Source organism: Gibbsiella dentisursi (genome assembly GCF_039539505.1).
Classification (GTDB): Bacteria; Pseudomonadota; Gammaproteobacteria; order Enterobacterales; family Enterobacteriaceae; genus Gibbsiella; species Gibbsiella quercinecans.
Genome location: NZ_BAABDG010000003.1, coordinates 640,254 through 654,147 on the forward strand (window position 1 = coordinate 640,254; position 13,894 = coordinate 654,147).

Consider the following 13,894-nt stretch of genomic DNA (forward strand, 5'->3'; position numbering starts at 1 on the left):
CCGTCGTTGAATACTTCTTTTGTTCTCGCCCAGATAAGCGATCTGCACGTAAAAACCGCCGGCCGCCTTTCCTACCGCAAAGTGGATACGTTGGGGGCGCTACAGGCCTGCGTAGCGCACCTTAACGCGCTGGTGCCGCGCCCCGATGCGGTGGCGATCACCGGTGATTTAACCGATTTCGGCACGCCGGAAGAATATGCCGAAGTGCGCAGCGTGCTCGATACGCTAGTTATCCCCTGGTTTGCCATCCCCGGCAATCACGATGCGCGCCCGGCGTTCCGCCAGGCCTTTGCCGATCGCCCCTGGCTGCCACACAGCGGTGAGTTCCTGCACTGGGTGGTGGAGGATTACCCGGTGCGGCTGATCGGGCTCGATTCCACCGTGCCGGGCAAACCCTGGGGGGAACTGTGCGTAGAACGCTTGGCCTGGCTTACCGCCCAACTGGCCAGCCAGCCGGAAAAGCCTGCGATTGTGATGCTTCACCACCATCCATTTATCAGCGGCATCGGCCATATGGACCGGCAGAACCTGCGCGATACACCGGCGCTGGAGCAAGTGCTGGCGGGTGCACCGCAGGTGATGCGGGTGCTGTGCGGCCATGTGCACCGTTTTATGGTGGCGCAATTGGGCAACACGGTGGTGTGCAGCGCGCCGGGCGCTTCGCACCAGGTGGCGCCGGATTTTACCCCAGGCGGCCCGGCGAACTTTGTGCTGGAGCCCCCCGGCCTGCTGCTGCACCGCTGGAATGCGCAGCAAGGCATGGTGACGCACTATTGCCCAATCGGGCAGTTCCCCGGCCCCTGGCCGTTCTATGATGAAAATGGGTTGATTGATTGAGGTCGATCCGCTGATATCGCCCCGAACTCCAGAAAGGTTGGAGAAACGCGAATACACAACGAGCAGTGCATGTTGTGGTTACTCTGCGCCACGGCGACGGGGAAACAGCGTATTAAGTCATCCAGATTTACTGGCTTACGGGGGGAGGCAGAGATTGGCTCCCACTCGAAGAGAAACGCAAAAACTGAAATAACCAATTGATATTAGGGAACAACATCTGGCTTTACTGGGAAGCACTCGTGATGCTGGTCGATTAATTGCTTGTTTTCTGATATACCTGCCAGAAGACTTAGGGCGATCAAGCGTTTAAGGGTAAAAAGGCATGATAGTTAGTGAAGAAGCACTATTACGATCTGGTTTCAGCCACACAGAACTGCAACGCATCAAGAATAACGTAGAAAGCTATGGTGGCACTCTGGCAGAGGCCATTCAGGATTTAGCAAATAAGTTCAGAGTCGTTCTTTGGGTAACGGCAGGTTGCCTGATAGTTTTTATATTCCTTTTATTATTTTCTTCAGCGCCAACCATTGTAGGCGGTGGTATATCACTGCTAATTGCCATCATGATCGTGTTCTTCATACAGCCGCCAGTCCTTTCTTACAAATCTTGGCGGTACTGGAAAAACAACAAGAGTTAATTGTTATCATCGTCAGTAGTCAGGAGATCAAAAACGACTTTGGCTTTCACACCATACTTCACGATTTTCATCGTCAGTTTAGGACGGCTCATCGTATCAACTTTCCGGTAGTAGTCATGTGTTACCCACCGGAATAATCTCCAAGCTTCTGGCCTTCTTGCCAACCCTAATATACTGTAAACGCTGGCAGTTAACGTTGTTGCTTTATAAAACGCCAGACCAGTTTCTGGTTTAAATCCAAGGAAATTAGCTGTTTCCATAGCACCATCAGCAAAAATCCCTTCTGTCTTGGTTTGCTCGCCATACAAGCGGGGGATGATCTCTTTAGATATGCCATTAATCCCATCGACGATAAGGATTGCACCTGCCAACACCCCCACAGGCGTCATTGTTGATATCATCATAGCCCCCCCAGCAACAGCGAGACCTGAAATCACAATGTGTACAGCAGTAATGACATACCCAACAATTTCGTTATTTTCCTGGACAAACTTTACCTTTGCGTAAAGTTGAGCGGCTTGTATCCGTAACTGCCGGTCTTGCTCTTTGAGGCTTTCCGACTCTTCCCGAAGTGCTTTCACACACATCATGCACTCTTCATCAGACTTTGCATTACGGGCGACAGCAAACTGTTGTTCAATTACATCCCTAATTTCTTGAACAAAATGCAAACGACTTAGACCATCACGCAAATGGTACGCTGATATAGAATTCGCGGTATCAACCAGCTTTCTGGCTTCGAGGTTTACCATCGACTCAGCCCAAACCTTATTTCTGCCACCAGACTGCATCATTGAAAACAATGCTAGATCCATGTTCCTACCTCCGCATACCTATTCACTCACCTGATAATACGCCGTTGTCTTCAACTGTAAATCACGCGTAATTCTGAAAGTATAACCAACCATGCTCCCACTGGAGCACATAAGGCCCTCGCAGACGTTCCCAAAACCTACTGACCGGCAAGCACTCCCCTCAAGCGCCAACACGGGCGCATACCGAACATATGGCGGCAAAGCGAAAACGCCTGCGCCCTATGCCCCACCTAAGCGATGAAATATATTTTTACTTTTGCGATAAAAAAGAATATCCCACAATAAAAAAACTATCGTCAGCTCGATTCAATGCACTGAAAAACAACCGTTAACCTCCTCTCCGCCATACTAAAAACCACCTGTATATTAATTAAAGTAGGCATTAAGTAATTAATTAAACCAATGCCATGTGATGTTTATCACTACTTCTCTCCGCCCTAATACTTAGATTAATACCAAATTTACTAAAACACCTCACCCTACTAAAAAATGCAAACACAGGAAATATTATGGAATCGTTACTTTTACAATCGTTATTCCCACTTGTATTTATTATGTTACTGGGATGGCTGAGCGGTAAATTAGGTTACAGCAAGCGGGAAGATGCCAACGTTTTAGCCACGGTGGTCATCCGGTTCGCACTGCCATTCCATTTATTTGTCGGCGCATTAAATACCGATCCGGAAAAAATACAGAATTTACCGTTTATGGCGGTATTGGTGATCGGCCTGATGGGCTCTTACCTGCTGACATTATTCATTTCACGCTTTATTTTTCGCCACGATATTAAAACCAGTGCCATTCAATCGCTGGTCTGCGCCTTCCCGGACATGGCCTATTTTGGCGCTCCGGTGTTGGCGGTACTGATTGGCCCGGAGGGTTTTCTCGGGGTGCTTATCGGCAATTTGATCACCAGCGTACTGATGATCCCACTGACCATCGTGCTGTTGCGCATGGGTGATAGCAACGCTTCCGGCGCATCGGCAGAGCTGGGGCTGGGCCGGATGATCATGCAGAACCTGTTTAAGGCCGTGCGCAACCCGATTGTGTGGATCCCTATCCTGGGCGTACTGATGAGCCTGGCAGGGCTGAAGCTCCCGCACCTGTTGAGCTCGCCAATCGAGATGATGGGCAAAACCGCCGGTGGTATCTCTTTGTTTGCATTGGGTTTGCTGTTCTACGGCGAGCGCCCGACGCTGAACATCCAGACCATCACCAATATCGGCATGAAAAACCTTATCCAGCCGGCCATGATGGCATTCGCCGGGTTGGCGTTTGGCCTTAGCCACACCTTTATGCAGCAGGTGGTGATTATCGGCGCCACGCCTTCGGCCATTGCCGCTGGTATGTTCGCGCTACGTAGCGATACCTATGTGGAGTCGGCCTCGTCGTCAATATTATTGGGCACCGCCATCGGCGTGCTAACGCAAGGAGTCATGATCTATGTAATTTCGTAGCTTCATCAGACAGAAGTAGTGAAAGGTTTATTCATTAGCAGGCGGGCTTAAGGCCCAAAATAAATTACCAAAATCGCTTTATACCCAAAATAATTCGCGTTGCAGGAAGAAAACACCCACCGCGTTTTGGATCGCGTTTGCGCTGGCCCCGCAGGGGAACGGCCCAGGGATGGGCCAGGTAACCAAGCCAGCGCACCTGCAACCGGAAAAATAACGGGTATATGTCACGGCGACAGACGATGGTTATATTTCTATCGCCCTTGAACCGTGCGATAAATCCGTCGTACAGGAGCAAGACAAAAAATGTTAAAGACCGAACCGATTTATACACCGTATACTGGATCAATATTATTAGAAAACCCATTATTGAATAAAGGGCTGGCCTTCACACAGGAAGAACGTGCCGCCTTTAACCTGAACGGCTTATTGCCCGATCAGGTAGAAACAATAAAAGAACAAACCGAACGCGCCTGGGCTCAGTTCTGCCATTTCAAACGCGATATATCAAAACATGTATATTTGCGTAACATTCAGGATACCAATGAAACCCTATTTTATAACCTGGTGCGCGCGCATTTAAGCGAAATCCTGCCGATTATTTATACGCCGACGGTCGGCGAAGCCTGTGAACATTTTTCCGATATTTATCGCCGGCCGCGTGGTTTATTTATCTCATGGCCAAATCGCCACCATATCGATGAAATGCTGCAAAGCTTTTCCCGCCACGATATCCGCGTGATCGTCATCACCGACGGCGAGCGCATCCTGGGGCTGGGCGATCAGGGCATCGGCGGTATGGGGATCCCGATCGGCAAACTGGCGCTGTACACCGCCTGCGGCGGCATCAACCCGGCGACCACGCTGCCGATCATGCTGGACGTGGGCACCAATAACGCGCAACGGCTGGATGATCCGCTCTACATGGGCTGGCGCCACCCACGCATCACCGACGATCAATACCTGGAGTTTATCGATTCGTTCGTCAGCGCGGTGAAGGAACGCTGGCCGAATGTCTTGCTACAGTTCGAGGATTTCGCCCAGAAAAACGCCACGCGCCTGCTTAACCGCTACCGGGATCAGCTCTGCTGTTTCAATGATGATATTCAGGGAACGGCGGCGGTGGCGGTGGGCACACTGCTGGCCGCCAGCCATGCCGCCGGCACGCGTTTACGCGACCAGCGGGTGGTTTTCCTGGGCAGCGGTTCAGCCGGTTGCGGCATCGCCGAGAAGATTATCGCCTGTATGGTGGAAGATGGCGCCGACGAACAACAGGCGCGTAGCCAGATCTTTATGATTGACCGCTTCGGCCTGCTGACCGACGACATGCCGAACCTGCTGGACTTCCAGCAGCGGCTGGTGACGCCGCGCGACAGCGTTAAGGGCTGGGACACCGATCCAAGCAGCATTTCACTGATGGATGTGGTGCGCCACGTGCACCCGACGGTGCTGGTGGGCGTATCGGGCCAGCCAGGGCTGTTCAGCGAAGAGATTGTGAAAGAGATGCACCGGCACTGCCCACGGCCGATCATTATGCCGCTGTCTAACCCCACTTCGCGTGCGGAAGCGGCGCCGCAGGATCTGATCGCCTGGACGCAGGGTGCAGCTCTGATCGCTACCGGCAGCCCCTTCGCACCGGTGTTTTATCAGGATGAGCTGTACGATATCGCCCAGTGCAACAACGCCTATATCTTCCCAGGCCTGGGATTAGGGATTTTGGCGGCCAAAGCGCGGCGCGTGACCGAAGGCATGCTGATGGCGGCCAGCCATGCGCTGGCGGCACATTCACCGCTGGTGCTGACCGAGCAAGGCGGGCTCTTGCCGCCGGTGGCGGAAATCGAAACCCTCTCGCGGGCGATTGCCTTTGCGGTGGGCCGTGCCGCGCAGCAGGATGACGTGGCGCCGACGATGAGCGAAGACGCATTGCGCACTGCAATTGAAGATATGTTCTGGCAAGCCCAGTACGCGCCTTACAAACGCGCGTCTTTCTGACAACCCTACGGTAACCCTTCGGGTGGCCTTTGCCACACCGTTCTCAGCGAAAACCAAGGTGCTCTGCGGCATCTTGGTTAATCAAGCCAAACGCCGCCAGAGCAACTGCTTAATGTGCGGCCTTCTGAATCGCTTGCAACAGATCTTCCGCCGGCACCGCGCCCGGCAGTACGCTGATGTTCTCCGCCGTGGCATTCTTCACCGGCATCACAATCAACCCCGGCGTCCCGGTTAACCCCAGTTGCTGGGCCAATGCATTGTTCTTGGCCAGCACACCGTTATAGTCCACATCCTGCGTTGGCTTGTAGCCCGCAGCGTTACTTGCCGCCGCGATGTCTTCTTCGGTCAACGCACCTTCATTGTGCTGGGTGTGATAAATGCCATTATGGTAGGCCATATAGGCCTGCGCGCCCTTCTCTTTCCAGACCGCTAACCCACGCAGAGCCGCCTTACCGGAGTTCTCCCAACGGCCGGCGAAAATCGGCCATTCTTTAAAGATGAAACGTACATTCGGGCTGGCCTTCATGACTTTTTCCAGCTCTGGCGCCAGCTTGCTGCAGTAGATGCACTGGTAATCGAAAAACTCGATAACGGCGACGCTAGCGTTAGCCGGGCCGTATGTGGGCGTGTCTTTATCGTTCAGCAGCGCCTGTTGGTTTTTCAACACGTTCGCCACCAGCGTTTGCTGCTGTCGATCTTCCTGTTGCGCCTGGAGCGTTTGGCTCGCCTGCACCAGCACCTCTGGGTGCGCCACCAAATAATCAGCTGCAATTTTACCGATTTGCGCCTGTTGCTCTGGGGTGAACGTGGGCGACGCATCGGCGGCCTGCGCCAGGCCGCTCAAAAACAGTGAAGTGGTAACGGCAACCGCCAGGCGGGTTTTAAAATTCATTGCGTCATTCCTGTAGGGTTAATGTATTTGTTGCATGCGCCACGTTTGGCTCGCGCCGGTGTTCACATCCGATACAGCCAGATTAATCATTTCCGTTTAAGGAATCTGTATCTTCTGTTGTTGAGGTTGTGTCTAACTGTGAATGGGATAGTTGGAAAGGGACATATCGCAGCGCCATATAGATTTATGGCCAAATTCAATGGCTGGTTATAACAGCCAATCATGGTGGAAAACTGTGCAAGCTACCGTTGCGAACCAGATTCCACTATTGGCAGTAAGTACCTGTAATTTTAAACAGGCTATTTTACCGCCAATGCTGCCAGGGTAGAGTTAGCTAGCTGCGGCAAAATCCGCAGCCGGAGTTAGCGTTCCGAATCTCCCAACCCTATTCGAATGTGGTATAAATTCGAGCAAGCGGATGCACACCCAAACAATGGTGGCTCGGGCGGTGCTTCTTCAGAGAAGGCCGGGATCCGTTGGGGGCCGGTTACGCTAACTCCATTCGAGCTACCACCCCCGAGTTTAGCGTCTCTTTGGTTGCGGTTTTCTCTCCCAATGGAAATGACCAATATGGAAAACATCCGTCAACCTATACGTTAGAAGCAGTTAAAAGTACAATTTCTCTTTATCGCGATCTGTTTAATCATCTCAATCTGCATGAGCTAACATCAACGCAACTGCTCGATCTTGCGGCACTGTCAGCAGAACAGTCCGAAGGTCTGTGCAACGGGTTGCTACTATTCATCGAGCCTTTACAAAAAACTCATGGCCCAGCGCATTTAACAAAGAGCTCTTGAGTAGTTATCTGAACGCATCTGCTGCCTGCATTATGTACCCTGTATGGACGGGAATTGAGAGAGATGGAGTACCAAGAAGCTATAAAATGACAGCTTCATTTAATGTTAACTAGTTTTAAAATCAGGCAGACGTTCCAGTCTGCCCTGTTACAAGCAGCGCCAACGACATCCATTCCCTTGATAAAATACTGGATATTCATCCAGAAAACTTTAAACTGGGTATAATGAGTGATAGGCTATCACTAAGTCATTCCACACTTGGAAGAGTCATGATGCAAGAGTTCCAACAGTACGCAGAAAAACTACACGCAAAGGCACAACAGCAACAGTTAACCCGGCTGGAAGAAGACAAAGTATTGGTCGGAAAGCTGGTTGAAATTTACGATCAGAAAGCTATTGCTGAGCTTCTGCGTACAGTGAGTGGTAACGAATGGACACGCGAGTCCCTCAATCGTTGGTTAAAAGGGAAATCACCTCAAAAAATTCTAACGGAAACTGAGGTCGAATTACTCCAATCGATGTTGCCAAAACCATCTTCTTTTCATCCAAACTATAAGTTTCGCTTCATTGATCTTTTTGCAGGAATTGGAGGAATCCGTAAAGGATTCGAGGAAATCGGTGGCCAATGTGTTTTCACCAGTGAATGGAATAAAGAGGCTGTTCGTACCTATAAAGCTAACTGGTACTGTGACCCTATCTATCATAAATTTAACTCAGATATCCGCGAAATAACGCTTAGTGAAAATAATAATATTTCTGACAAAGAAGCATATCAGCATATTGATAAAGAAATACCAGATCATGATATCTTATTAGCTGGGTTTCCCTGCCAACCGTTTTCACTGGCAGGCGTATCCAAAAAGAACTCTCTGGGCCGAGCCCACGGTTTTGAGTGTGAAACCCAAGGGACATTATTTTTTGATGTAGCTCGCATTATTGCCGCTAAAAAACCTGCAATTTTCCTTCTGGAGAATGTTAAAAACCTTAAGAGCCACGATAAAGGAAAAACGTTTAAAATCATCATGGAGACATTAGATGAACTTGGTTACGAAGTAGCAGATGCTCAAGCAACAGGTTCTGACGATCCCAAAATTATCGATGGGAAGAATTTCTTACCTCAACACCGTGAACGTATCGTGTTGGTTGGATTTCGTCGTGATTTAAATATTCATGATGGTTTTTCACTCAATAAACTAAGTAATTTTTTCCCAGAGAAGAGGCCTTCCTTAGGTGAATTATTAATAGAAAACGTTGACAACAAGTATATTCTCACAGAGCATTTGTGGAAATATCTATATAACTACGCAAAAAAACATCAGGCTAAAGGTAATGGCTTCGGCTTTGGTTTGGTAAACCCCAAAAATGAATCAAGCATTGCCAGAACACTGTCAGCACGCTATCACAAAGATGGTTCAGAGATTCTGATTGACAGGGGATGGGATATGGTTCTTGGAGAGAAAAATTTCGAGGATCCTAAAAATCAGGCCAACCGACCTCGCCGTTTAACCCCCAGGGAATGTGCGCGGATTATGGGGTTCGAAACACCTGATGGGGAACCCTTCCATATCCCGGTATCAGATACTCAGGCATATCGACAATTTGGCAATTCAGTGATTGTTCCTGCTTTTTCAGCAGTAGCAAAACTATTGGAACCCTATATTGCTTTAGCGGTTTCGAAGGAAAAAAATAAAGCTGCATGAGGTAATTATGGCTGACGTACACTCCCCTTCAATCAGAAGCAAGAATATGAGGGCAATACGGAATAAAAATACAGCCATAGAAAAATGCTTATCCCGGATTTTGGATGAATCCGGCATAGCTTATCGAACTCAAGTATCTGAACTACCAGGTAAACCTGATTTTGTTATCGATGATTATAAGGCTATAATTTTCGTCCACGGATGCTTTTGGCACCAACATGACTGTTACTTGTTCAAAGTACCAGCAACAAGAACCGATTTTTGGCTAAAAAAAATAGATTCAAATGTTAAACGCGATAATGAAGTCATGCGATTACTAACAGAACAAGGATGGCGAGAGCTGATAATCTGGGAGTGTGCCCTAAAGGGGCGATTAAGAATTTCAGCTAACGCGTTATCAGAAAGGATAGAAGAGTGGCTATGTGCAAGTCAGAGTCATGCCGTTATTGACTCAAAAGGAATCCATCAAATAAATAATTAGCGTGATAACATTAACCAATTGAAATGATAAATTTTGCCCCCCTACAGCTGGTACACCCCATCATCTACTCGACATCTATACAATAACGTGGATAATAAATACATCAATAATAACCAGATGTATCCATATCAAATACACTGTGGGAGAAGTAATTGACTGATTTTCAAGACTGGTTAACCGAAAAATCATCAGATAGCTGGTATATACATATCAAGCGACTTTCTGCTAATGATACAGGGGCTACTGGCGGTCATCAGTCAGGAGTTTACCTTCCTAACAATTCAGCGAACCTTCTCTTTCCATCAATTAACAGAACTGATGAAGAAAACCCTTCCGTATGGCTTGTTGCAGATATTATATCACATAAAATCAATGGATTACACGTAAGGTCGGTATATTACAACAGCAAACCAAGAAATCAGAACCCAAAGGGCCGTAACGAAACACGCATTACCTGCTGGGGAGGCCAAAATAGCCCTGTACAGAACCAACAAAATACAGGTGCGATAGCTATATTCGCTTTCAGTGCCCCGGATCGCCTAAAAGATTGTGAACTTGTTGAAGTGTGGGTATGTCGCTCCCTTGATGAGGAAAGCCTTCTTGAAACAATAATTGGAGAAGTGCTTCCTGGAACAGCACTATCGGGGGTTGCTACTCATATCTTAGGAGGGTTCGCTACAGATAACAGCAGTTGGAAATCTCATGATTATCCTATTCCTGAAAAGTGGAAAGTAACATTTCCTGGTGGAAACGAAATTATAGAATATCTCCCGAAGATATTTAAGTTCAAAAGTAACACACCAGATAAATTATTACTTGAAAGGCGTGATAAAGAGTATTCATTGTTTCGACAAATTGAGGAAATTCATGTTATCGACAAGATAAGAAAAGGATTTTCTTCTGTTGAAGACTTTATTGAACTTGCAAACTCAGTAAGTAACCGACGCAAGTCGCGTTCAGGAAAATCTCTCGAGATGCACATTGAAAAAATATTTATTTCCAATGGGCTAACAGAATTTACTACTCAAAGCATTACAGAAGGAAAAAAGAAACCTGATTTTCTTTTCCCATCAGTAGATGAATACCATAACCTAGCCTATCCTACTGATAAATTAAGAATGTTAGCAGTCAAAACAACCTGTAAGGATCGCTGGCGACAGGCTATTAGCGAGGCTAATCGCATAGAAAAAATACATTTATTCACTCTTCAAGAGGGTGTTTCTGTTAATCAATATTTAGAAATGAAAAATGCAGGGGTTACTCTGGTTGTACCCAGACCTTTACATGATAAATATCCCAAGGAAATTCGGAATGAGTTAGTTACCTTATCCGAATTCATTGATGAGACAAAGAAACTCTATCAATTATAAAATACCACATGTTTTTCTTGGATATTGAAAATATTGTTTAACGTAGCAGTATACTTCCGCAACATCCCACTCCTGCCATTTATGATTATATATCAACATAAATATAAAAACATATAAAATCAAATAGTTAGCCAAGTTCACCTCTTCCAAGAATAAAGTGTTGACGATGGGCATTTATTAGATAATATAGTGTATATTAATGTTACCCCAATCTAAACACATTATCTTTTCATAAAATTTACAAGAGACTATAATTATGTCAACGACATCAATTTATCTAAGCCAGTCTTGTATAAAAACATTATCTGCTGTAGAAGCAGAAAGAAAAAGATCTAACCAGCACGAATTCAACGGAGTCAGTCAACTAAAAAAAATGTTCGGATTAAAAAAATTCACTAAAAACGCATTTTTCTCAATTAGGGGGACAGGAGTAAAATGCACCAAAAATATAACATGGTACGATGCCAGAGAAAATAACCCTGATAGAACAGAGTATCGCCTATATTTTAGTGGGAATATTGTAATGGACAAAGCCCAAGAGGGGGATAATATTATTATAGGTGTGGATAATAAAAACGACATACATGTAATACTAATTAAATCAAACACTGAGGATCATAATGGGGAAATATTAAAATGGCAATAGAGTATATAAGCTTAGGTGTCCAGCCCAAGCTTATTTTTCCAGATCAACCATTCATATCAGTGAAATAAAATAGACTTAGACTCACCTAGAAAAATAATTTAAAAAATCAATCAAAAAAGCATTACAATGATATATAATGAAATTTGTAAGAAGGGACAGAATTTCGACAATTGTATCGAAAAATAGTTAATATTACTTTCCGATGAGTTACACGTCACATTATGAAAGAATAAATACTAATACCCGGTATAGCTAAAATTTAAATATTCCCTCATAGCTGACAATAGCCGCGCTATCATTTCAAAAGTCTGGTTCAGCCCATCAGTCCTACAGAAATACTCGCCAACTGAGGTTAACCCGTCGCAGGATGAAGGTGCCGCGATGGCACCCATTCCATTACCGTATAGCACCAGGACTACCCTCAACCATAACCACATTCATCGTTAAATCCCCCGCCATCGCAAAATTCGTCTACAGTCTGCCAAGATAGATGTATGTGTCATTGATTTGAATAATGGGCAATCCACACAACCACATGACTAAAGAAACCGAACTGGCCAGCGCCAAACGCCTTCCACTGCTGCTGTTATGCGGCGCCGCGGGTATTTTTATCGCCACGGTGCTTTACCCGCTGTGGTTCCCCGCCAATGCCTGGATCGGCGCGCTGAAGGCCATCTCAGAGGCAGCGATGGTCGGCGCCTTGGCTGACTGGTTTGCCGTCAGCGCACTGTTCCGCCGGGTGCCGATACCACTGGTGGGCCGCCACACCGCCATTATCCCGCGTAACAAGAATCGCATTGCCGATAACCTGGCGCTGTTCGTGCAGGATAAATTTCTCAACACCAACGCCCTGCTGGCGCTCATCCGCCGCCACGATCCGGCGCAGATCATCGCCAACTGGCTCAGCACGCCGGCGAACGCCGCCCAGTTCAGCGGCTATCTGCTGAAGATAATCCGCGGGTTTCTCGATCTGGCCGATGACCAACGCATTCAGGCATTTATGCGCAGCGCCATCCACAAGGCGATTGATAAGGTGGATTTATCGCAAACGTCAGCCATGTTGTTAGAGAGCCTGACCAAAAACAACCGCCACCAGGTGCTGCTGGATGACGCCATCCGCCAGCTGTTGCATCTGGTGAACAAGCCGGGAACGCATGCGTTTATCGCCCAGCAGGTCATCAGTTGGCTCAAGCGCGAACACCCCATCACCGAGAAAATGCTGCCGACCGACTGGGTGGGCGACAAAAGCGCCGAACTGGCCGCCAGCGCGGTGCAATCCATTCTTAATGATATCGAGCAGGATGGCGCGCACGAATTGCGCCAGGGCTTTAACCGCGCCGTGCAGCGGCTGATCGCGCAGTTGCGCAGCAGCCCGGAGATGCAACTGAAAGCCGAAGAGATCAAAGACTATCTGAAACAGGACGAAGCCCTGAACAGCTACATTAGCCAGCTATGGGGCGATCTGCGCGCCTGGCTGAAAACGGATCTGGACAAAACCGACTCGGTATTGCACGCCAGGGCCAGCGCCGCCGGGCAGTGGCTGGGGGAAGCATTGCAGCAAGATGCGGAACTGCGCGCGTCGCTGAATCAGCATATGGAAGAAGCGGCCACCCATGCCGCGCCGGAATTTTCGACGTTTTTAAGCCGCCATATCAGCGACACGGTAAAAAGCTGGGACGCGCGCGATATGTCGCACCAGGTAGAACTGAATATCGGCAAGGATTTACAGCGTATCCGCATCAACGGCACAGTGGTGGGCGGCGTGATCGGCCTGATATTGTATCTGTTATCGCAGCTTCCGGTGTTGATCGCCTGGGTGCGCCTGGGGCAGTGATGCTCATGCGATTCTCTGCACGCCGCCGCACACATTATTTCGCCATGTCGCAGGGGTTAAGGTCACGCCCCTGCGGTTCCCTACCCGGCGAATAACGGTGCTATCCCCCATCGCCAACGCATCCATTCAGCACAAAATCGCTCACCCTCCATCCTTACCCCTTTGCCAATCCCGAGTGAAAAACGGTCATATCCTCACAAACGGGCATTAACAGTCATAGTAATCTCTGAAGAATAATTTTTTCATCGCCACAGCGTTTAGGCGCGTTTTATGCCTGAAACGATTATTTTTGTGATTATGCTCACTATTAAACGTGCGAATTGTTATTTATTTCACTTCTTTTAACGACATTCATCAATTTTTAAACGGCAGTAAAAATGCCGGCCGACAGTTTCGGCTGGTGCACATTTTACGCCGGCCGGATCTTCTAACTTATAGT

11 protein-coding genes are annotated in these 13,894 nt (G+C 47.8%); 9 read left to right on the plus strand and 2 right to left on the minus strand.

Translation table 11 applies throughout. From position 1 onward, the window contains the following. Positions 1 to 6 precede the first annotated feature (6 nt). Positions 7 to 837, plus strand: a complete 831-nt coding sequence (locus tag ABFX35_RS13580; protein ID WP_346081658.1) for a phosphodiesterase — start codon at positions 7 to 9, stop codon at positions 835 to 837. Between the two features lie 322 nt (positions 838 to 1,159). Then, positions 1,160 to 1,474 carry a hypothetical protein gene (locus tag ABFX35_RS13585; RefSeq protein ID WP_279027010.1) on the plus strand — a complete coding sequence of 105 codons (315 nt, stop codon included), beginning with the start codon at positions 1,160 to 1,162 and terminating at the stop codon, positions 1,472 to 1,474. Here ABFX35_RS13585 and ABFX35_RS13590 read toward each other — a convergent pair. After that, on the minus strand, positions 1,471 to 2,289 hold the full coding sequence (locus ABFX35_RS13590; RefSeq protein ID WP_346081660.1) for a DUF4225 domain-containing protein: 819 nt from the start codon (positions 2,287 to 2,289) through the stop codon (positions 1,471 to 1,473). The two genes, ABFX35_RS13585 and ABFX35_RS13590, sit on opposite strands and share 4 nt — an antisense overlap. 509 nt (positions 2,290 to 2,798) lie before the next feature. Between ABFX35_RS13590 and ABFX35_RS13595 the strand changes: the two genes are divergently transcribed. Continuing rightward, positions 2,799 to 3,746 carry an AEC family transporter gene (locus ABFX35_RS13595; protein ID WP_095847008.1) on the plus strand — a complete coding sequence of 316 codons (948 nt, stop codon included), beginning with the start codon at positions 2,799 to 2,801 and terminating at the stop codon, positions 3,744 to 3,746. 303 nt (positions 3,747 to 4,049) lie between these two features. After that, positions 4,050 to 5,735, plus strand: coding sequence for an NAD-dependent malic enzyme (locus ABFX35_RS13600; protein ID WP_346081663.1), 1,686 nt, complete (start codon positions 4,050 to 4,052; stop codon positions 5,733 to 5,735). 109 nt (positions 5,736 to 5,844) lie between these two features. On the opposite strand, the gene ABFX35_RS13605 is transcribed toward ABFX35_RS13600, so the two are convergent. Further along, on the minus strand, positions 5,845 to 6,627 hold the full coding sequence (locus ABFX35_RS13605; RefSeq protein ID WP_346081665.1) for a DsbA family protein: 783 nt from the start codon (positions 6,625 to 6,627) through the stop codon (positions 5,845 to 5,847). Positions 6,628 to 7,696: 1,069 nt separating this feature from the next. On the opposite strand from ABFX35_RS13605, the gene ABFX35_RS13610 reads away from it, so the two are divergent. The 5 genes from ABFX35_RS13610 (at position 7,697) to ABFX35_RS13630 (ending at position 13,455) form a co-directional block, all read left to right on the plus strand. Then, the gene (locus tag ABFX35_RS13610; protein WP_346081722.1) at positions 7,697 to 9,124 is read left to right on the plus strand and encodes a DNA cytosine methyltransferase; all 1,428 of its coding nucleotides are present in this window, start codon (positions 7,697 to 7,699) and stop codon (positions 9,122 to 9,124) included. 7 nt (positions 9,125 to 9,131) lie between these two features. After that, positions 9,132 to 9,605, plus strand: a complete 474-nt coding sequence (locus ABFX35_RS13615) for a very short patch repair endonuclease (RefSeq protein WP_346081667.1) — start codon at positions 9,132 to 9,134, stop codon at positions 9,603 to 9,605. 152 nt (positions 9,606 to 9,757) lie between these two features. After that, complete coding sequence (locus ABFX35_RS13620) at positions 9,758 to 10,975, plus strand: type II restriction endonuclease (protein WP_346081669.1); 1,218 nt, start codon at positions 9,758 to 9,760, stop codon at positions 10,973 to 10,975. 256 nt (positions 10,976 to 11,231) lie between these two features. Beyond that, positions 11,232 to 11,621 (plus strand): type II restriction endonuclease, encoded by a 390-nt coding sequence (locus tag ABFX35_RS13625; RefSeq protein WP_346081671.1) that lies wholly within the window; start codon positions 11,232 to 11,234, stop codon positions 11,619 to 11,621. 535 nt (positions 11,622 to 12,156) lie between these two features. Continuing rightward, the gene (locus ABFX35_RS13630; RefSeq protein ID WP_346081724.1) at positions 12,157 to 13,455 is read left to right on the plus strand and encodes a DUF445 domain-containing protein; all 1,299 of its coding nucleotides are present in this window, start codon (positions 12,157 to 12,159) and stop codon (positions 13,453 to 13,455) included. The last annotated feature ends 439 nt before the right edge of the window (positions 13,456 to 13,894 follow it).

Excerpts from the sequence above, each read along its gene's own strand:
- ABFX35_RS13585 (WP_279027010.1), top strand. The coding sequence starts at position 1,160 with ATGATAGTTAGTGAAGAAGCACTATTACGATCTGGTTTCAGCCACACA.
- ABFX35_RS13590 (WP_346081660.1), bottom strand. The coding sequence starts at position 2,289 with ATGGATCTAGCATTGTTTTCAATGATGCAGTCTGGTGGCAGAAATAAG.
- ABFX35_RS13595 (WP_095847008.1), top strand. The coding sequence starts at position 2,799 with ATGGAATCGTTACTTTTACAATCGTTATTCCCACTTGTATTTATTATG.
- ABFX35_RS13600 (WP_346081663.1), top strand. The coding sequence starts at position 4,050 with ATGTTAAAGACCGAACCGATTTATACACCGTATACTGGATCAATATTA.
- ABFX35_RS13605 (WP_346081665.1), bottom strand. The coding sequence starts at position 6,627 with ATGAATTTTAAAACCCGCCTGGCGGTTGCCGTTACCACTTCACTGTTT.
- ABFX35_RS13610 (WP_346081722.1), top strand. The coding sequence starts at position 7,697 with ATGCAAGAGTTCCAACAGTACGCAGAAAAACTACACGCAAAGGCACAA.
- ABFX35_RS13615 (WP_346081667.1), top strand. The coding sequence starts at position 9,132 with ATGGCTGACGTACACTCCCCTTCAATCAGAAGCAAGAATATGAGGGCA.
- ABFX35_RS13625 (WP_346081671.1), top strand. The coding sequence starts at position 11,232 with ATGTCAACGACATCAATTTATCTAAGCCAGTCTTGTATAAAAACATTA.
- ABFX35_RS13630 (WP_346081724.1), top strand. The coding sequence starts at position 12,157 with ATGACTAAAGAAACCGAACTGGCCAGCGCCAAACGCCTTCCACTGCTG.